Origin of the sequence: Brevibacillus nigriterrae, assembly GCF_049846925.1 — a bacterium.
GTDB lineage: Bacteria > Bacillota > Bacilli > Brevibacillales > Brevibacillaceae > Brevibacillus_H.
This window is the reverse complement of the sequence record NZ_JBNCMT010000009.1, coordinates 85155-105031: the sequence shown is the minus strand read 5'-3', so window position 1 is coordinate 105031 and position 19877 is coordinate 85155. Positions and strand designations below refer to the sequence as shown.

General features: G+C 45.3%; 16 protein-coding genes. 1 reads left to right on the top strand and 15 read right to left on the bottom strand.

The window, feature by feature from the left end; translation table 11 throughout:
* Positions 1-46 precede the first annotated feature (46 nt).
* From ACPW7N_RS09070 to ACPW7N_RS09035, 8 genes are all read right to left on the bottom strand, one after another.
* Positions 47-1522, bottom strand: a complete 1476-nt coding sequence (locus tag ACPW7N_RS09070) for a UDP-N-acetylmuramoyl-L-alanyl-D-glutamate--2,6-diaminopimelate ligase (protein ID WP_425650789.1) — start codon at positions 1520-1522, stop codon at positions 47-49.
* Positions 1523-1637: 115 nt separating this feature from the next.
* Positions 1638-3560, bottom strand: a complete 1923-nt coding sequence (locus ACPW7N_RS09065) for a stage V sporulation protein D (RefSeq protein WP_425650737.1) — start codon at positions 3558-3560, stop codon at positions 1638-1640.
* Between the two features lie 72 nt (positions 3561-3632).
* A complete protein-coding gene (locus ACPW7N_RS09060; protein WP_425650736.1) occupies positions 3633-5846 on the bottom strand; it encodes a penicillin-binding protein in 2214 nt (737 codons plus the stop codon).
* Between the two features lie 130 nt (positions 5847-5976).
* Positions 5977-6381, bottom strand: coding sequence for a cell division protein FtsL (gene ftsL2 / locus ACPW7N_RS09055; protein WP_425650735.1), 405 nt, complete (start codon positions 6379-6381; stop codon positions 5977-5979).
* A gap of 27 nt (positions 6382-6408) precedes the next feature.
* Positions 6409-7347: a 16S rRNA (cytosine(1402)-N(4))-methyltransferase RsmH gene (gene rsmH / locus ACPW7N_RS09050; protein WP_425650734.1), complete on the bottom strand. Its 939-nt coding sequence runs from the start codon at positions 7345-7347 to the stop codon at positions 6409-6411.
* A gap of 20 nt (positions 7348-7367) precedes the next feature.
* Positions 7368-7799, bottom strand: coding sequence for a division/cell wall cluster transcriptional repressor MraZ (gene mraZ, locus ACPW7N_RS09045; protein ID WP_425650733.1), 432 nt, complete (start codon positions 7797-7799; stop codon positions 7368-7370).
* A 160-nt stretch (positions 7800-7959) separates the two neighbouring features.
* On the bottom strand, positions 7960-9219 hold the full coding sequence (locus ACPW7N_RS09040; protein WP_425650732.1) for an adenosylhomocysteinase: 1260 nt from the start codon (positions 9217-9219) through the stop codon (positions 7960-7962).
* A gap of 87 nt (positions 9220-9306) precedes the next feature.
* Positions 9307-10212: a LysR family transcriptional regulator gene (locus tag ACPW7N_RS09035; protein ID WP_425650731.1), complete on the bottom strand. Its 906-nt coding sequence runs from the start codon at positions 10210-10212 to the stop codon at positions 9307-9309.
* A gap of 172 nt (positions 10213-10384) precedes the next feature.
* Here ACPW7N_RS09035 and ACPW7N_RS09030 point away from each other — a divergent pair, with 172 nt between their 5' ends.
* On the top strand, positions 10385-11662 hold the full coding sequence (locus ACPW7N_RS09030) for an APC family permease (protein WP_425650730.1): 1278 nt from the start codon (positions 10385-10387) through the stop codon (positions 11660-11662).
* Positions 11663-11679: 17 nt separating this feature from the next.
* On the opposite strand, the gene ACPW7N_RS09025 is transcribed toward ACPW7N_RS09030, so the two are convergent.
* The 7 genes from ACPW7N_RS09025 to ACPW7N_RS08995 all read right to left on the bottom strand — a co-directional run bounded on the left by ACPW7N_RS09025 (position 11680) and on the right by ACPW7N_RS08995 (position 19877).
* Positions 11680-13143 (bottom strand): Msr family ABC-F type ribosomal protection protein, encoded by a 1464-nt coding sequence (locus ACPW7N_RS09025; protein WP_425650729.1) that lies wholly within the window; start codon positions 13141-13143, stop codon positions 11680-11682.
* 471 nt (positions 13144-13614) lie between these two features.
* Positions 13615-15240 (bottom strand): bacillithiol biosynthesis cysteine-adding enzyme BshC, encoded by a 1626-nt coding sequence (bshC, locus tag ACPW7N_RS09020; RefSeq protein ID WP_425650728.1) that lies wholly within the window; start codon positions 15238-15240, stop codon positions 13615-13617.
* A gap of 117 nt (positions 15241-15357) precedes the next feature.
* Positions 15358-15918, bottom strand: coding sequence for a helix-turn-helix domain-containing protein (locus ACPW7N_RS09015; protein WP_425650727.1), 561 nt, complete (start codon positions 15916-15918; stop codon positions 15358-15360).
* A 37-nt stretch (positions 15919-15955) separates the two neighbouring features.
* On the bottom strand, positions 15956-16342 hold the full coding sequence (locus tag ACPW7N_RS09010; protein WP_425650726.1) for a DUF3397 domain-containing protein: 387 nt from the start codon (positions 16340-16342) through the stop codon (positions 15956-15958).
* Positions 16343-16361: 19 nt separating this feature from the next.
* Positions 16362-17279 carry a ketopantoate reductase family protein gene (locus tag ACPW7N_RS09005; RefSeq protein WP_425650725.1) on the bottom strand — a complete coding sequence of 306 codons (918 nt, stop codon included), beginning with the start codon at positions 17277-17279 and terminating at the stop codon, positions 16362-16364.
* Between the two features lie 269 nt (positions 17280-17548).
* The gene (locus ACPW7N_RS09000; RefSeq protein WP_425650724.1) at positions 17549-19087 is read right to left on the bottom strand and encodes an acyl-CoA carboxylase subunit beta; all 1539 of its coding nucleotides are present in this window, start codon (positions 19085-19087) and stop codon (positions 17549-17551) included.
* 16 nt (positions 19088-19103) lie between these two features.
* On the bottom strand, positions 19104-19877 hold the full coding sequence (locus ACPW7N_RS08995) for an enoyl-CoA hydratase-related protein (protein WP_425650723.1): 774 nt from the start codon (positions 19875-19877) through the stop codon (positions 19104-19106).

Here is a 19877-nt window from a genome sequence, read left to right as displayed (position 1 = left end):
CTCCTTTCCGCAATCGAAGTGACGTTTTTTCTCTTGATTGATCGGTTTATTTGGTTAGTGTAAGAATGGATTCACGGGCAACTTCCCTGTCATCAAAAGCGAGAACCTCTCCCTTGATGATCTGATACGTTTCATGCCCTTTTCCAGCAATCAGAATAATATCGTTTTCACCTGCTTTTGAAACAGCGTACCTGATTGCTTCCCGGCGATCCACAATGGTTACGTATTGTGCGGAATCAACGCCTTGCAAGCCTTCTTCCATGTCATTCAGGATAGCAACCGGATCTTCTGAACGAGGATTATCAGAAGTTAAGACGACGACATCAGCGTAGTTTGTTGCAATTTTGGCCATAATTGGGCGTTTGGTCCTATCTCGATCGCCTCCACAACCGACGACACAAAAAATTCTGCCTTGCGCAAACTCTTTAACCGTCTGTAAGGCATTCTCCAGACTGTCCGGCGTGTGGGAATAGTCAACGATTACCGTGAAGCTCTGTCCTGCGATGACAGGCTCGAAGCGTCCATTGACACCTTTGATCTGTTCAAGGCTTTGTTTGATGTCTGTCAGTTCGAATCCTTCTGCAAGCGCAGTTGCTATCGCTGCCAATGCATTGTACACATTGAATTTGCCGATCAGTTGCAAGTGGAGCTCGGCAGATCCCTTGAATGTATGTAAAGTAAATGTCGTTCCTTTACTTGTAATACGTATATCAGAAGCAGACACATCTGCTTTGCTTTCAATGCCGTAGGTGATGACTCGTGCAGGCGTGACCCGCTTGAATACTTCAGATGCCGGATCGTCAGCATTTAGTACGGCTGTTTTCATTTGGGCGTAATCGTAGCTGTTGCCCAATTGTGAAAACAGAAGTGACTTGGCATTCAAATAATTCTCCATTGTCTTGTGATAGTCAAGATGATCCTGCGTCAAATTCGTAAACACACCGATATGAAAGTTGCAGCCACGGACTCTCCCCATATCGAGAGCATGTGAGGATGCCTCAATTATGGCATATTCCGTTTCGATCTCTCTCATGCGTCGAAAACTTCCCTGAAGATCAATTACATCTGGAGTCGTGTTTTTGATTTCTTCATACACATCACCGATACGCATATGAATTGTCCCGACTAATCCCGTTTTCTTCCTGCGGTCAGTCAAGATTTTATCAATCAAATGAGTAGTTGTTGTTTTGCCATTGGTTCCCGTAACCCCAATCAAGCGCAATTCTTGCGTTGGTGACTGGAAAAACCGATCAGCCACCATTGCCATTGCCCGTCTTGTATCAGGTACAACTGCAACCGCAGCATCTATATCCAGCTCTCTCTCTGCCAAAATGGCAACCGCACCATGTTCAACAGCTTGCATAGCATATTCATGTCCATCAACCGTAAAACCAGTCAAACAGACAAACAAATCTCCCGGTTTTACTTTTCTTGAGTCAACAGATAGTCCAGTAATTTCTATTTCATCGTCTCCTGATACGTTCACAAGCAGCAGAGGAGCGAGTAATTCCTTCAGTTGCATGACATATGGCACCCCATTCTCCACCTTAGTATAGACAAAAGTACATCCTTTTAGAAACAAGGTGATGAGAGAGTCTCTAATCACAAGACCCTCTCCACGAAGAATTATTGTATAGCTAATTAGCCATTTTGTCACCAAGGAAGATACGAATTTTTGACCCTTCTTCCAATTTTACTCCTGGCTCCGGTGTCTGCTTCACAACATGGGTTCCTTTTCCCGATACATCCAGTTGCATAGTATAGAAAGAACTGGTAATTTCCTTCATACTCATTCCTGTCAAATCTGGAACTTCAAAGTATCGTTTGTCTCCATAAATGTATTCACGTTCGAGCTGATTCTGACGTTTTGGCACTTTTAAATATTGCAGAGATTGCTCCATGATGTTTCTCACGATAGGTGCGGCAATTAATCCACCAAATGCTTGTGCCTTCGGATTGTCAACCGCGATGTATACCAGAATTTGCGGGTCGTCTGCTGGGGCAAATCCGATGAATGACACGATGTACTCTCCACTGGAGTATCGTCCATTGCGCACCTTCTGAGCTGTCCCCGTTTTGCCGCCAACCCGGTAGCCCTCAATAAAAGCATTGCGGCCCGTTCCTTTGGCAACTACACTCTCCAGTGCGTAACGAACCTGCTCAGAAGTCTTTTCACTGATGACCTGACGGATCATGGTCGGTTCGGTTTTCCCGATAATGCTGTTGGTAATACTGTCTCGCCATTCTTTTGCAACGAACGGCTTCATAAGCTTACCACCATTTATCGCTGCGGCAACAGCGGCCATTTGCTGAATAGGCGTAACAGAAACCCCTTGACCAAACGAGGTAGTTCCCAACTCTACTGGGCCAACCTGACTCGGTTTAAACATCAGACCGTTCTCTTCACCCAAGAGGTCAATTCCTGTTTTCTTGCCAAAGCCAAATTTGTGTACATATTGAAACAACCGCTCCTTACCGAGCCGCTGACCCATTGTGACAAAGCCAGGGTTGCAGGAGTTCTCCACGACTTCCAGCATCGTCTCTTGTCCGTGTCCCTGCCTTTTCCAGCAACGCAGTCTGGCACCGGCAACCATAATATAGCCAGGATCGTGGAATGACTCTTTCAAATTCACTACTCCTTCGTTCAGGGCAGCAGCTAGTGTAACGATCTTAAAGGTTGACCCCGGCTCGTACGTCTTCCAGATCGGCAAATTGCGATTGTACGTCTCAATGGGGTAATCCCGGTATTTCCCTGGATTAAAAGTCGGTCTGGAGCCCATCCCGAGGATCTCGCCTGTTTTGGGGTCCATAGCGATGGCAAGCACATCATCCGGTTGATAGGCAACCACAGCCTGATCCAGTTCTTTTTCGATAAACGACTGAATTTTTGCGTCAATAGTCAAGTACATGTCCATTCCATTAATAGCGGGAACATATTGCTCAGATAAACCCGGCATACTTCTCCCACCTGCATCGGTAGGAGACGACACATAGCCTCCTGTACCCATCAAGAACTTGTCATACACTTTTTCCAATCCAGTCAGCCCCTGATTCTCAGAGCCAGTAAACCCAAGCAGATGAGCTGCCATCGTTTCGAATGGATAAGAACGCTCCGAATCATCTGCTACTTGTATTCCTGGCAAACCCATCGCTTGAATCTGTTTTGCCTTTTCCGGTGAAATCTTGCGACCACCCGGTATGCGGTCATTGATGGATACTCGCTTGGTAATCGCCTTGTAAATATCCTCTTCCTTTTGCCCAAGAACCACTGCCAATTTTTTTGCAGTTTCATGGGGCTCCTTCACTTGGGCAGGAATCGCCATCACGGTTGGAACACTTTGATTGCCTACGATAACAACACCATTGCGATCTCGGATCTTGCCGCGCTGTGCTTCAAACGGAATATCCCTCGTCCACAGGTCTTGCGCTTTTTCCTGCAGCGTTTGCCCCTGAATGAGCTGGATGTAACCGAGCCGCGTGATTAAGGCCGAGTACATAACAATTCCGATGATAAGAGCGATAAAAATTCTGCGGCGCACGGTAACATTGGACACGCGCACAACAATAACCCCCTTGCGAACAGGTTTGTCTTTCTTAAACCCTATTCGCAAGAGGGACTAGTTAGAACTTCCTTATGGAGTTGGCGGTGACAGTGTCACGTTCAGATTCCCTTTTCCATTCAAAACGGTGCCAGGCGGGATGCTTTGTTCCTGAACGAACCCGTTTCCTGTAAATGTCACATTTAATTGAACCAAGGATGCAAACTCCATGACTTCCCGAAGTGATTTCCCTCTAAAGTCAGGCATTTTGACACCTTTCATCTGGTTCGTAATCAACTCTACCTTGCTTTGCGGATACACTTTTTCCAACGGCGACGGATGTTGACTTACAATCTTGGTTCCTGTTCCGATGACTTGGGCAGCCAGTCCTTCCTGCTTCGCCTTCGTGACAGCCGAGGATGTTGCCATACCCACAAAATTCGGCATTGTATGCTCTACCGTGTTTGTTTTTACTTCTTTGGCCTGTGTGATATCCGGCTTCTGTTGCAGATATTGCAGGCTTCTTTCCATGACGGAGTTAAAGATCGGAGCAACGGTTAAACGGCCTAAAACATTTGACGATTGGTCTGTCTCAGGATCGTCAACAACAACATAGACCAAAAGACGAGGGTTATCCTTTGGAGCAAAACCGATAAATGATACGATGTAGCGTCCTTCAAGAATTTTGCCCGTCTCTTCGCTGTATTTTTGGGCCGTCCCTGTTTTACCTGCTACATGATAGCCTTTCAGATCATAGGCTTTACCGGTACCATTATCACTGGTTACGACCGTTTCCAGAATGTCACGCACTCGTTTGGCCGTTGATTCCTTCACTACGCGTTGAACCACTTCCCGCTGGTTTCTCTTAACAACGGCGCCCGTATGTGGATTGCGCAATTCTTTGACGATTTGCGGCTTTAAGAGCTCACCTCCATTGGCAATAGCACCAATGGCCGCCACCTGTTGAATGGCTGTAACGAGAATTCCTTGACCGAACGTGGTTACGGCAACGTCACGTTGGGAGCGTGGGTTCAAAAAGCTGTCCATATTCGCTACTGCTTCGCCAGGTAATTCAATTCCTGTTTTTTTACTTACACCAAACAGGTCAAAATAGGTTTTCAGCAAGTCCTTCTTCAGGCGTTCATAGCCCAAGATGACAAATGCTACGTTACTGGAGCGCTGCACACCTTCCAGGAAGGTAATTTTACCCCAGCCGTGACCGTTGTTATGGTCATTGATTTTCTTTCCTGGCAGCTTGTTATAGGAACCCGATTGATATTTCTCGGTGTCACTATACAATCCTCGTTCAATTGCAGCAGCAAGCGTGATAATTTTAAAGGTTGAGCCTGGTTCAAACAAACTGCTAATAGCGACATTTTTGTGACTGCGATAATCAGGAATGTCCCAATATTTGTTTGGATTAAACTGGGGACGATTGGCTAGTGCAAGAATTTCCCCTGAATTCGGGTCCGTTACGATAACGGTCATTTTCTTTGGCTTATATTCCTTCTCGATAATGTCCATTGCCTGTTCGACGTATCCTTGGATCTGACTGTCAATGGTAAGAACGACGTTCAGCCCATCTTTGGCAGGCATGAATTTTTGCTCGCCATCCGGCAGCATATAGCCGGCGCCGTCCTTGATCACTTGCAACTCTCCCGGCTCACCCTTCAATTCCTTGTCAAACTGCTTCTCAATTCCCATCTCCGCAACATCTTCATATGTCATGTACCCAATGACGTGAGAGAGAAAAGAGTTGTTCGGATAGTATCTTCGAGTAGTCTCTGTTAGGAAAATACCCGGCAATTCATTCACGATGACTTCTTTCCCTTTGGCATCGACCGTTTTCTTATGATAAGCCATGATTTGATTCTTTTGTTCTTCGGTTATTTTTTTGCCATATCTGCCAAACTCCACATTGAGTGATCCTTGTTTTGACAAAATATTGGTAATCTTCTCCACAGGCATGTTTAAGATGGGTGCGAGCTTTCTTGCTGTATCGAATGGATCTTTCACATAGTCTTCGCCAACCTTCTTCTGTTCCACCTCATTTCGGGGACGAAGCGTGGCGTTCACCGTATAGGCTTTTCCTTCGTAGGCAAGAACCTCGTTATTCCGATCAAAAATGGAACCCCTGGTAGGACGAATATTTTTGTCCCGCTCCCACTGTTTTTTTGCTTCTTCCACAATCCATGCGGCATCAACGGTTTGAATCCACCACACTCGTACAAGAAGTCCCATAAACAACAGAACCAGTCCAGCACCAAACCACAGCGTCCGCCAGTTTATGCGACGTTTCGTATCCACACATTCTTCACCTCTAGAAAAGAGTATCGACAGAAAACTAATCAGCCTTTAGTAAGTTAGAAGTATTCAAGCCATTTCGAATCTAAAAAAGAAAAAGTACCCCCGCCGTGGGCGAGAGTAGCATTTTCATCTAGTTTGCTTTCGCAACTGATTTCTGGGGAGCAGCACCTTCCGGAGTGATTACTCGGACAGCACCAGGAGACAAAACCATCCCCATGCTTTCAGCCATCGGCACAACTCGATCTCTTGAACTCATCTGCTCCACTTTTAACTGAAGTGCAGCATTTTGCTCATGCAAAGTAGCAATATCTCTTTTTGCTTTTTGAATTTGATAATTATACTCGGAAATCTGGACATAACGGTACCCGACAAAACCAACCGCAGTTACGATCATACAAACAAAAAATAAGTATAATAGCTTTTCCATCATCGGGATGGAAGATTTGATAATAACCGTTCGTTTTTTCTTTGCGGTGGTCTTCTCTTGCTGCCGATCTAATTCAACCGCCAAATTTCCTCGATAATAATAGCTCACGGTGATCCCCCTTTTTCCGTTGCCATTCTAGTCGGCAATTTTCTCAGCGATTCGAAGTTTGGCTGATCTGGCTCGCGGATTGGCCGACAATTCCGCTTCGCTCGGAAGTAATGGCTTTCTTGTAATGATTTTGACGATTGGTTGGTTTCCACACACACATTGAGGAAATCCTGGAGGGCACGTACATCCTTGGGCAAACGATTGGAAGGCTTGTTTGCAAATCCGATCTTCCAAGGAGTGGAACGTGATGACACTTACCCGGCCATGCGGATTCAGGATATCTACTGAATCATGAATCGCATCACGGAATGCTCCCAATTCATCATTTACGGCAATACGAATAGCTTGAAATGTGCGTTTGGCTGGATGTGGCCCTGTTCTTCTGGCAGGGGCAGGAATCGCTTCCTTGATAATCTCAACCAACTGTCCTGTCGTTTCGATCGGCGCTTGCTCCCGATGCGTAATGATTTGCCGGGCAATTCGTCTGGAGAATTTCTCTTCCCCGTATTCCCAAATCACCTTGGCGATTTCTTGTTCATCCCAGTCATTTACCAGATCGTATGCAGACAGGAGTGCATCACGATCCATTCTCATATCAAGTGGTGCGTCTGCGTTATAGCTGAATCCTCGTTCGCCTTCGTCCAATTGCGGTGATGATACACCCAGGTCAAACAGAATACCGTCTACACCCTCAAACCCTTGTTCTTTCACCACTTGCTTTATCTCTCGAAAGTTGCTTTTCACAAGTGTTACTCTGTCCATGTAAGGAGCCATTACATTTCTGGCGTTCTCTAGTGCAACGTCATCCTGGTCAATCGAAATCAATCGACCTCGCTCACTCAACATAGATGCAATCAAGCTGCTGTGACCTGCCCCACCGAGGGTGCAATCCACATAGATTCCATCCGGCTTAATCGCTAAACCGGCAACTGCCTCTTCCTTTAACACAGTAATATGATGAAACATTTTGTCACCCCATTGATGAATTACAAATTAAAGTCGACGAGCTTTTCCGCAATTTCGCTAAAGGAACCTTCAGAGTCGCTAAAGTAGTTCTCCCACGAATCCTTGCTCCAAATCTCCACGCGGTTGGATACACCAATTACCACACACTCTTTCGTCAACTGAGCGTGCTCACGTAAATTGGCCGGTATTGTTACCCTTCCCTGCTTGTCCCACTCGCATTCTGTAGCCCCAGAAAAGAAGAAACGGGTAAATGCCCTTGCATCCGCTTTCGTAAACGGAAGTGATTTCAGCTTCTCCTCCAGTGCCTTCCATTCATCCATCGGGTAGACAAACAAACATTGATCAAGACCACGGGTAATTACGAAAGAGAAACCTAGACCCTCACGGAGTTTGGCAGGGATGATCAGGCGGCCTTTATCGTCTATGGAATGCTGGTATTCGCCCATGAACATGCCCTATCCCCCACTTTCCTCCCCGGAGGCACCACTTTCCCCCACTTTTCCCCACTTGGTACCTATTTGCTATTATAAAAAAAAATCCTGCTTTTGTAAGCAGGATTTTTTCATCATGTTTTGATTTGTTTTTCTGTGTGGTTCCGAGGTGTTTCTCTGTCTATTCGACCCAGCTCTCGAGATATGCTTTCTGCTCGGCTGTAAGCTTGTCGATGCTGATGCCAAGTGCCTCCAATTTGTACCGGGCAACCATTTCATCCAGCTCATAAGGAACATTCAGGACTTTTTTCCCAATTTCTTTGTACTGTTTGTTCACAAATTCGAGACCTACTGCCTGCAAGGCAAACGTCATATCCATAATTTCTGCCGGGTGACCGTCACCTGCAGCCAAATTGACCAAACGACCTTCAGCAAGCAGGTACAATTTACGACCGTCAGCCATGACAAATTCTTCAATATCTTTGCGCACGACACGTTTGGATGTCGAGAGTGCTTCCAGTTCCACTTTGTTCACTTCGACATCAAAGTGACCAGCGTTAGACAGAATAGCGCCATCTTTCATCACTTCAAAGTGTTCTTTGCGAATCACATCACGGTTACCAGTTACCGTTACGAAATAATCGCCATGTTTGGCAGCTTCGTTCATCGACATTACTTCGAAGCCATCCATGTAAGCTTCAACTGCTTTGATGGAGTCGATTTCAGTTACGATTACTTTTGCACCGAGGCCTTTGGCACGCATAGCCACACCTTTGCCGCACCAGCCGTAACCGACAACAACAACTGTTTTACCAGCTACAACGAGGTTCGTCGTGCGATTGATTCCATCCCACACAGATTGTCCTGTACCATAGCGGTTGTCAAACAAATATTTGCAGAAGGCATCGTTTACTGCAACCATCGGGAACTCAAGTTTGCCTTCATTCGCCAATGCTTTGAGGCGAAGGATACCTGTTGTTGTCTCTTCCGCACCGCCACGAACTTGGGTCAGCAAATCACGGCGTTCGCTGTGAAGAATAGTCACCAGATCGCCACCGTCATCGATGATGAGATCAGGGCGTGTTTCCAACGTTTTGATCAGATGGCTCTTGTATTCTTCCGGGCTTGGATTGTATTTGGCAAACACACGAATTCCGTCTTCAACCAATGCAGCACAAACATCATCTTGTGTCGAAAGCGGATTAGAGCCCGTAATGGTTACTTCTGCTCCACCTGCTTGAATCACTTTTGCAAGATATGCTGTTTTTGCTTCCAAGTGGAGAGAAATGGCCACTTTCAAGCCAGCAAAAGGCTTCTCTTGTTCAAAACGAGCACGGATACGGTTCAATACCGGCATATGCTCACTTACCCAATCAATCTTCAAATGGCCGTTTGGTGCCAATGCCATATCTTTTACGACGCTTTCAGAAACTGTGTTCATGTGTATATGAATCCTCCTTCGCTTAGATACATCTTTTGTTAGTTACTAATCATTCACTATCTTACCATACTCGCCCATATGGTACATCTATTTTGTGACAATCGACTGTTGTTCTCGATCATTCAACAACAAATCAAAAAACTTGCGAATAGAATGCGAAAGCCACTTTTTCTTGTGATAGACAAGCTGTTTGCTAACTCGCACATCTGGATGGGAGAACGGCAAAATCACCAGTTTTCCTTTGTCCACTTCTTCCTGTACAGCAATTCGTGGCAAGAGGGCAAGCCCAAGGCCATAGGCCACACATTGCTTGATGGCCTCCAAACTGCCGAATTCAAGCGAGGTCTCCGGTCTGGTCCCTGATTCTCTCAGCACCGTCTCCAGCATCAGCCGGTAACTGCAGCCAGATTCTGTAACAATCAGGGTTTCGCCTGCAAAATCCTCAGGCATGACGATCTCTTTCTGATTGAATCGATGATCAGGTGCGGCAATCATGACAAGTTCTTCTTCTTTTAGTAGAATACTTTCCAAGTCGGGATGTGTTTGTGGATAATCAAGCACAATGGCAAAATCATATTTTCCATCCCTCACCCCTTGACGCAAGTCGTGGCATACACCAGGGGTCAACAGCATTTTCATTCGTGGATGCGTCTGGCGAAAAGCTTGAAGAATGGGTGGCAAATAAAAGGCAGCAAGTGATTCAACTGTCCCGATGTTGAGTGTACCCTCCATGGACGTTTCTTCTGCCAAACTTTCTTTCGCTTCATCCAGTAAGGAAAGCACCTGATCGACATAACGAAGCAACAGCTCTCCCGATTGAGTCAGACGAATTTTGCGTCCCCACCGTTCAAACAGAACCGAACCGAATTCCATTTCTAGGTTCTGGATTTGCGTGGTGACACTGGATTGCGCATACCCTAACACTTCTGCAGCACGTGTAAAGCTTTGCCATTTGGCTACTTCCCGAAACGTTTGGAGATACCGAGTATCCATCTTTTGTAGATTCCCCCAATCTGTTCATTTACACCCGCTGCGTACAGCAACCATGTAATCATCAATAAAATCGATACTAGTTATCGATTATTATAGATAATTCTGATCTTACAGTCTATGTTACAATAATCGCACAAATAAGAATAACTCCATTCGTAGAAGGGTGATTTCGATGAGTAAAGCTTCTGTGAAAGCAGATGAGTTTCACCAGACCTTGTCATTTCCGCAAATCGTTGCTCTGTACATCGGTGCCGTGATCGGTTCAGGGATATTGCTCATTCCTGGATTAGCTGCTGAAATCGCTGGTCCGGCTTCGATCATTGCCTGGCTGGTGATGTCCATTCTGGTTGTACCGATGGCGATTACCATGGGGCTTCTGGCAGCACGTTATCCTCATTCAGGCGGTGTCTCCCATTTTGTGCGGCTGTCATACGGTGATCGCATGGGAAATATGGTGGGATGGTTTTTTCTTTCGTCCGTTCCCATTGGCGCTCCCATCCTGGCTATCACCGGTTCGAAATACATTGCCGTTCTGTTTAACTGGAGCGACTTGCAGGTATTTGCCTTAGCAGGATTGATTTTGGTCAGTGTCCTCATGATGAATATCTTCGGCCTGCAAATAGCGGGAAAAGTACAGACCATTGTCGTATCTCTCATTCTCGCTATCCTGCTGCTGGCGATTGCAACATCGATTCCACACGCTTCTCAAGCCAACTTCACACCGTTCGTCCCCCACGGCTGGCAAAGCGTGGTGCAAGCGGCCGGACTTCTGTTCTGGTGTTTTATCGGCTGGGAAGCAGTCACTCATTTATCTGCTGAATTCGTTGATCCACAAAAAAATGCCATCCGTGGTGTCTTGTGGAGCTCAGGGATCGTAGCACTGCTCTATTTTGGCGTAGCGTTCATGACCGTTGCCACACACAGTTATGGTGACGGAATATCTGAAGCATCCTTAAGTATCATGGTGCAATCATCACTTGGAAAAACTGGTGGCTGGATTGTAGCGGTCACGGCATTATTCATCTGTATTGCAACTGCCAACGCTTATGTCAGTGCTGCTACTCGCACGGCTTATGCATTGGCAAAAGAAGAGATTGCTCCCAAGTGGTTTGGCAAGCTTCACTCCACTTATCACACACCCATCGGTGGTCTTGGATTCCTAAGTATTTGTTTCATCATCGTTTTTAGCGTTTTGTACAGCGGAATCATCGACCTGGCTCAATTAATCGAGCTTCCCAACGCTACTTTTTTCGCCACTTATATTGGCGGTTGCTTTGCTGGGGTTCGCTTGCTTCGTGATCATCGGTTCGGACGGATGGCTGCCTGGATTTCGTTAATCGTTACTGGCGGACTATACCCATTCCTCGGTTGGTCAGCCCTTTATCCACTTGTTATCGTTGGCATTCTCTTTATGTTCGAGCGGATGAAAGAAAAAAAACGGGCCAGGTAATCCCTGGCCTCATTTCTTTATTTTCGTAATGTAAGCTGTTGGTCTTCTATTACGTACACACGATTTGCTACACGCTCAATAAACTTCCGATCATGCGATACCAAAAGAACTGTTCCTTTATATCCATCCAGAAATTTCTCTAATGCTTCGATGGAATGTACATCTAAAAAGTTCGTTGGCTCATCTAGCACCAGCACATTGTACCTTCCCAAAAAAAGCTGACACAGGATCAGTCGAATCGCTTCCCCTCCACTTAACTCACGGACATCTTTTCTTAGATCATTCCCTGTAAAGTTCATGGCATGAAGGACGGCACGCAGCTTGCTTTCTTCATAATCACTTCGATTCTTCATATAAGAGATGACGCTTTCGGATTTCTCAAAATGATATTCCATCTGTTCGTACGCTCCAAAAACCACTTTCGGAGAAAGAATAATACCTTCGCCCTGTTTTACAATGTGCTTTAGAAGTGTTGATTTACCTGATCCATTATTTCCTGTAATCGCAATGGTTTCTCCTAAAGCAAATTGAAAACTGGCTTCTTTCAAAAGGGTTTTATCACCGACCCCAAGCGTCAAACGATCAGCCATAATCGGAAACTTGTTATGCAATTGAAGAGAGGCTGGTTGGTGGAAATGAAGAGATTTTTCTTGTTCAGGAGCTTCCACCGCATGAAGCTGTTCAACTCGCTGTACCATTGCTTTTGCCGCTCGCTGCATAGATTTTTGGCTGGTATCCTTTGATTTTGTCATAAACGTTTTATTTGTCTTTGCTTTTGTGTCTTTCTTGGACATTTTTTTATTTGCTTGGGTTACCTTTTCAGCCTTTTTCATCTTCTCCTCGGCTGCCTTTAACAGTCGATCCTTCTCTTTGACATACTTTTCATGTTGTTCTTGTTGCTGTTTCTTCTCTAAACTTTTCTGCTCAACATAATCGGAATAATTCCCTGTATACTCAGTCACTTTCCCATTTTCTACTTCCCATATCTTTGTCACCAGTTGATCTAACACATAGCGATCATGACTGACGAGAACCAGAACCCCATAATAATACTTCAGTTCCTCGATGACAAAATCTACGCCAGAAGCATCCAGGTGAGTTGTCGGCTCATCGATAAATAACCCTTCATAATTTGTTGAGAATAACTGAGCTAACTTCACCCTTGTTTGCTCTCCACCACTTAAGCTCTCAATATTGGTTTGAGGGACAGAGAGCTTTCTCAGCAACTTCAAATCAACTTCCTTCTCAACAGGCTTTGCGGTCTGCTCAAAATATCCAAAATCAACAAGTCGATTTACGAGCCCTTTATTGGGGGTGATAGTTCCATTCATCAATTTCAATAATGTACTTTTTCCTTCGCCGTTCTTTCCTACAAGCCCAATTCGATCAAACTGATGAACTGACAATTTAGGGATGTCTAACACCAACTGATCTTGAAATGATACCTCTATATTCACTAGTTCCAAGCATAATTTTTCCATGGTTTGCTACCTCCCGTTTTATTGATAAAAAGAAAAAATCACAGGCAATCTACCTGTGATCCAGAGTAAACGGAAGGGAACATCGACAAATAAACCTCCTACTTTTGTCCAAACCAAAAAGTAGAGGAATTTTTAAACACAAAAAAGAAAGGAAGAATGATCTGCCTTTCTACAAGTAACCTTTGATTCTGTTACATGAAGATTATTAAAAAATGGACAGACTGATCCCGTTTACTCTGCATACACAAGCAGAGCCTTTGAACGTATTTAATTACTAGTTCAAAGTTGGGAAACGAAATCTGATCGAATGCATTTTTTAATAATCCTCCTTTTTTAAAAAATTACAAACAATTATATAGCGATACCTTAAAAAAGTCAAAAAGTGAAACTAGGTGCAGTAATTAAAAAGCAGAAAACACATTAGTTATGTCCAATGTGTTTTCTCCCTTTTGTTTCATTGAAATCTTTTATTTACGTTGAAATTACTTTATGGGAAGGATCAAACGGGTAATCTACGGCTACCATTCGATCGATCAGTTCACAGCCGTGAACGTTGAGATAAGCAAATATATTATGGACTCTTTCCTGTAAATTCCCCTCAGGACGCAATGCTTTTTCTATCCGGTCTATGCGTTGTAAATAAACCTCGTGTTTCTGCCATTGTGATTCCTTGCTTTTCTTCTCCAAAAACAATAGCTCATTTTCAATTCGCTTTAGATTCTTGTTTGCCAGTGCCTGCAATCCTTTATCCATTTCACTTACTTGTTCAACCAATGGACGGTATAAGGCAAGCATCTTCTCTCTTGTCTCTTCAAACAGCACCTTCAACTCCGCTTCAAGCAGACCTTCCATGTGCTGCTCTTTCCAGACAGAGAAATCAGACAAAACGGTTGCTATTTCAAGACCGACCTGCTCCATACATCGATGGATGGAACCTTCCACCAGCGTAATCGAAGTTCGCGGCAAAACAACAGGCAACTGATAACCCATTTCGGCAAAGTAGTTTTTGAAATAGGCCCAGTAGGCGATTTCGCCCGGCCCACCGACGAATGCGAGAGTCGGAAAAATATGTTCCTGTGCGAGCGGACGAGAGACGACATTGGCACTGAAATCAGCCGGACATCGCTCAATTCGCTCAAGCAACTCCTGACGAGTCAGGACTACCTCCCGATATTTCGTATAAAACTCGTCACCCTGATGATAGAGCAGGTGGCGCTCCCCGTCTTTATAAATGAACAAGTGTGCTTGATCATCATCTAATTGAAGCTGCTCGCTGTAGCCGTTTTGCTTCAGTTGCAAAGAAGCTTCTGAGAGATAGGAATGAATGTCTTCTGCCTGTGCAATCATTCGAGTAAACACCGGTTTTTCTAGCTGTCTGACAAATTCAAGACTGGATTCAACCAATATCAACCCGTGTTTCCCGAACAATTCAGCCATGATTCGTCCAAACCAATCGACCAGATTATTGGACTGGGAAGCTGAATCTTTGAGCATTCGCTTTAGTGATTGAGTTTCCATCGTATCCAACTGTCTGTCAAAAAACTGATCAACAAGCCGAATCATCTGCTCACTATCTACGGAGAGATGACTGGCAGATTGTTTCCCCGGTCTCTTTATGTCCAGCTTGATCTTATGTAATTCTCCTCCTGTGGACAAAGAATACACATGATTGATCTCATCATAATCGTGGTCTTCACCGGCGATCCAGAACACAGGAATCACTTCAACGCCCAACTGTTGTTGCAAATATCTGGCTGAGTGTATCAGACTGATTGCCTTGTGGATGCTGTATAGCGGCCCAGTCAACACACCTGCTTGCTGACCTCCGACTACAACGTACACATCGTCCTTGCGCAGTTTCTCGATTTGATCCAATGCAACAGGATGATTTCCCACTTGGCGGTTGTAGGCAAGAAGTCCATCCACCAGTTGTTGCCGATGTGTGAAAGGTTGTCTATTCAGCCACTCCAGACGCTGGCGGTACGAAGACAACTCATATGGTGCGTATGCAAAGAACTGGTTGGCCGATTCTTTGCCTTCTATATAATCTTTAATCAATTCATTACTTTGAGAAAGTAAGATACTAACTATATTCACACCTCTTCCTTCTTTCTATTGTCTTCAAAAGCATTATAGCATGGAAAAAGCTGAACACGAAACCACTGCAAAACAAAACAAGGCAACCAAATGGGCTGCCTTGTACGATGGTTGATCTTATAGTTGAGGTGGTGTGACTGACCAGATGAGCACTGCCATTTCTTTGCCTGTATTCGTGATTACGTGAGACTGGGCATTGTCGAAATAGACGCTGTCCCCTTCGTTCAACTCGAACGTTTCTTCCCCCATTTTCACTTGGACGCCTCCACTGATAACAACCAAACATTCTTCTCCTTCTGATTGCACCAATTGGTCCCGAGTCTCTTCACCCGGCTGAAGTTTGACTTCCAGCATCCCAATGCGTGCATTTCTTCCTGTAGAAAGCAAAGAATAGGTCCCTGTGGAATCAGGCAATACTAGCTGGCGACGTTTTTCCTTCCGGACGATATGCACGTAGTTATGATCAATTTCTTCAAAAAAGTAGGAAAAATTAGATTCTAGCGCCTTGGAAATGCGCCACAGAGACTCCAGTGAGGGCTGCGAAATACCTCGTTCTACCTGGCTCAACAGTCCTTTACTTAAGCCTGTCCGAGTTGCGAGCACCTCCAGCGTAAATCCTTTTTCCTTGCGAACTGTGCGAATTTTTTGACCTACCATCTCAATCGGAAGCCGCACCATTTACACCTTCTTTCTAATCTCCCATAAAGTTCTATCTCTAGCTCACTTGCATCAATTTCCAAATGCCTGTTCCGAACAATGCCATATAAGCAATGCTAAACAATAGGAAAGAGATACGCCATGTTGAAAAACCAATTTTTCCCCAAAAGACTTGTCCTCTTTTTAGCCTCTGCAGCCACCCTAAAAATCCGGCGATCACCAAGATCATCAGAAAGAACCAAATCCATATGGAAATTCCATCCGGCCAAATTTCAGCATACAGTACGGCAACCGAGTTTATGAGCAAGATATTTGTAATATTTACTGACCATTGGAATGCCAACTTTCGGTTCTTGGTTTTCGCCTTTGTAATGAGATAAACGAGGAAAAACGCCAAAAACGGTACGGTTGTAAACACGCCCCAAATACTAGCAAGTACTTGCATCAAGGGTCTCTCCCTTTGATCATCGCAAACTTGATTTCATGGTAACAGCCCGATACAAGCTTTCATTCATTGGTGTTTTTATATGGTAGGTATGGGCCTTGTCAACAATATAACCAGTGATTGCATCAATCTCTGTCTGTTTGCCATGCAACAAGTCCTGCAACATCGAAGAATAATTTTGTGAAGTATTTCGGCAGATCAACAGAATATCCTGCCAGTCAATTTCAGCTATTTTATGTCCATATTGAGAAGCAACAAAAGCTGCTTCATCAAATACTTGACGCATGATGTCGAGTAACTCAGTTGACTCGAGCAGTTGACCATTCGCTACTTCAAAAAGTGCAGTAACAGGATTGATTACTGCATTGGCTATCAACTTTTTCCAAAGAAATGGTTGAATGCCATTTTCATAGGTGAAGGGAATACCGCAGGAATTGGCTAACTGAATAAATGAAGTGATCACTTCATCTCGCATTTCCTGAGTCTCCCAGGGGCCAAAGCGAATGACTCCATTTCCCGTGTGCCTCACTTGTGTCTGGGACATCCTTCGATACCCTTCCGTGTTCATCGCAAGGAACAGTCGATTTTGGCTGACGACCTCTTGTAACAACTCGTAATGCCCCATCCCGTTTTGCAGGGCAACTACTCTTGCACCTGCAGGCAGTTGGCTGATTGCAGAAAGCAAATCCGGAAGCTGAGTTTGTTTGACGGCAAGTAAATACACATCTGCATTAGGCCACTTGTCTTGATAAGAGGTTGCTGTAACGGGAGCCTTGACAATGTGGTTGTCCAATGTCTGCATGACAATTGCCTGCTTGTTGAGAAGAGATGCTTGTTCTTCACTTCGAGTGACAAGCTTGACCAGACACCCACCCAGATGAAGTCTCGCTGCCATCAACAACCCGACAGATCCACCGCCAACAACAACTACTTGCATACCTTGCCTCCACCTATCTTGCATCACATTATATATTTCAAGCATAACAGAAAGCAGATGAGATAGAAAACAGAAATGTTCATGCTCACTAACATTTTTTAGTATATTTTATGACAAGAAAAACGTTGTCCACCTCAGGTCTCCCTGACAGGCTGCTCTGCCAAAGTCGCTTGAATAGGACAAGCGTTTTTCTGAATTGGCTCACGCAAATGGAAAACAGCCCGACTCACATAGGAGCAGGCTGTTGCTTTTAATGACATTTTGGATGGTTACACAGGATAAACCGGATGTTTGCGATCCGTGAAAATTTGACGCTTGCTGCTGTAAACCTCAAAGCGGGAAATCAGTTCCCGACGCAAATCACCTGGCGCCACAATTCCGTCCACGATCAAATTGGACGCAAGCAAGTAAATATCAATATCTTCCTGATATTCTTTACGTTTCTCCATAATGAAGGCTTGGCGTTCCTGTGGATCTTCAATCGCTTGAATTTTATTGCTGTACACAGCATTCACAGCAGCCTCAGGACCCATAACCGCAATCTGAGCCCCTGGCAAAGCGAGAACGCAGTCTGGTTCGAAAGCGGAACTCGCCATTGCGTATAAACCTGCACCGTACGCTTTGCGCACGATAATCGAGATTTTCGGCACAGTTGCTTCCGCCATGGCAGAGATCATCTTTGCACCGTGTCGAATAATTCCCGCACGCTCAACGGCAGTTCCAATCATAAAGCCTGGGACATCTGCCAGGAACAAGAGAGGGATGTGGAATGCATCGCACAGGTTAATAAAGCGCGCTGCCTTATCAGCGGAATCCACAAACAGCACCCCGCCTTTGACACGAGGCTGGTTAGCAACGATCCCTACTGGTTTGCCATTCAATCTAGCCAAACCGGTCACGATTTCTTGCGCAAACAGTTTTTTGATCTCAAAGAAAGAGCCCTCATCCACCAAAGAATCAATGAAGTCGTGCATGTTGAACGGCGAATTCTGATTTTCCGGTACGATGGTAGCAATATCTTTTGCATTCGGATTCGGTGCTTTCGCTTCCACTACTGGCGTGTGCTCTGTGTAGTTCGCTGGGAAGAATGACAGGTAGCGGCGAGCAGAGAAAATCGCTTCTTCCTCATTGGCTGCGAGTACATCACCCACACCGCTGACAGAACAATGCATACGAGCTCCGCCCAAATCTTCCAGTGAGACCTTCTCTCCGATGACCATTTCTGCCATCCGTGGAGAACCCAGGTACATGCTTGCATTCTTGTCTACCATGATGACAATATCGCAGAACGCAGGAATGTAGGCGCCCCCAGCAGCAGATGGTCCAAACAATACGCAAATTTGCGGAACCTTTCCAGAGAGCTTCACCTGATTATAGAAGATTCGGCCCGCACCACGACGTCCAGGGAACATTTCCAACTGGTCGGTAATTCTCGCTCCAGCAGAGTCAACCAGATAGATCAGCGGCACTCGCATTTTTTCGGCTGTTTCCTGAATGCGAATGATTTTCTCTACTGTACGGGATCCCCAGGAGCCTGCTTTGACAGTCGAATCGTTTGCCATTACACAAACGGTCTGTCCATTTACTTTTCCGATAGCGGTGACTACCCCGTCTGCAGGCAAATCGCCCGCATTGAAGTTGGCGAACAGTCCGTCTTCAATCATGAATTCATCGTCGAACAAGAGCTCTAGTCTATCACGCACAAAAAGCTTGTTTTGTTCCTTCAGCTTTTCATGGTATTTGGCTTCCCCGCCTTGTTTCACCTGGGCTATCCGCTCCAACAATATATCGTCCATGTGTTTGCTCATGTTTGCCTCCTATCTGTTACTCTCCCCTATATTTAGGTTTTCGTTTTTCCTTGAAAGCTTCCAACCCTTCCAAACGATCCTTGGTCGGGATAATGACTTGATACGCATTGCTTTCAATAGCAAGCCCTGTCTGCAGGTCGGTTTCCATCCCGAAGTCGATAGCGTGTTTCGCTTGGGCCAACGCAATCGGAGCATTCTGGGCAATTTCATTTGCTAACTCCAGTGCTGTAGTCAATACCTGATCAGCAGGAACAACACGATTGACCAGTCCAATGTCAAGCGCCTCACCAGACGAGATTCGGCGAGCCGTAAAAATCAGTTCTTTAGCCTTCGCTTTCCCAACAATCCGGGGAAGCCGTTGAGTACCACCTGCACCCGGTATGATGCCTAGCGAAGTTTCCGTGAGTCCCATCAAGGCTGTTTCACTTACCACTCGCAGGTCGCAGGACAGAGCCAATTCTGTTCCTCCGCCAAATGCGGCACCATTGATGGCAGCGATAACTGGCTTGTTCAGACGCTCGAGCTCAGTAAAGGTATCACGAATCGTGCGGATGAACTCTTGTACCTGAGACTCCGTCATCGTTCTCCGCTCCTTGAGATCTGCCCCTGCGCAAAACGCCTTCTCCCCTGCACCTGTCACGATGACAACACGGGTTTCTTTATCCAATTGCAAGGCTGCTATATGCTCTCTCATGGTGCGGAGTGTTTCAAGATTCAAACAATTGTGCACATCAGGACGCTCAATTGTCAGAATTCCCACCTGATCTACATGACGCAAACTTACACTCAC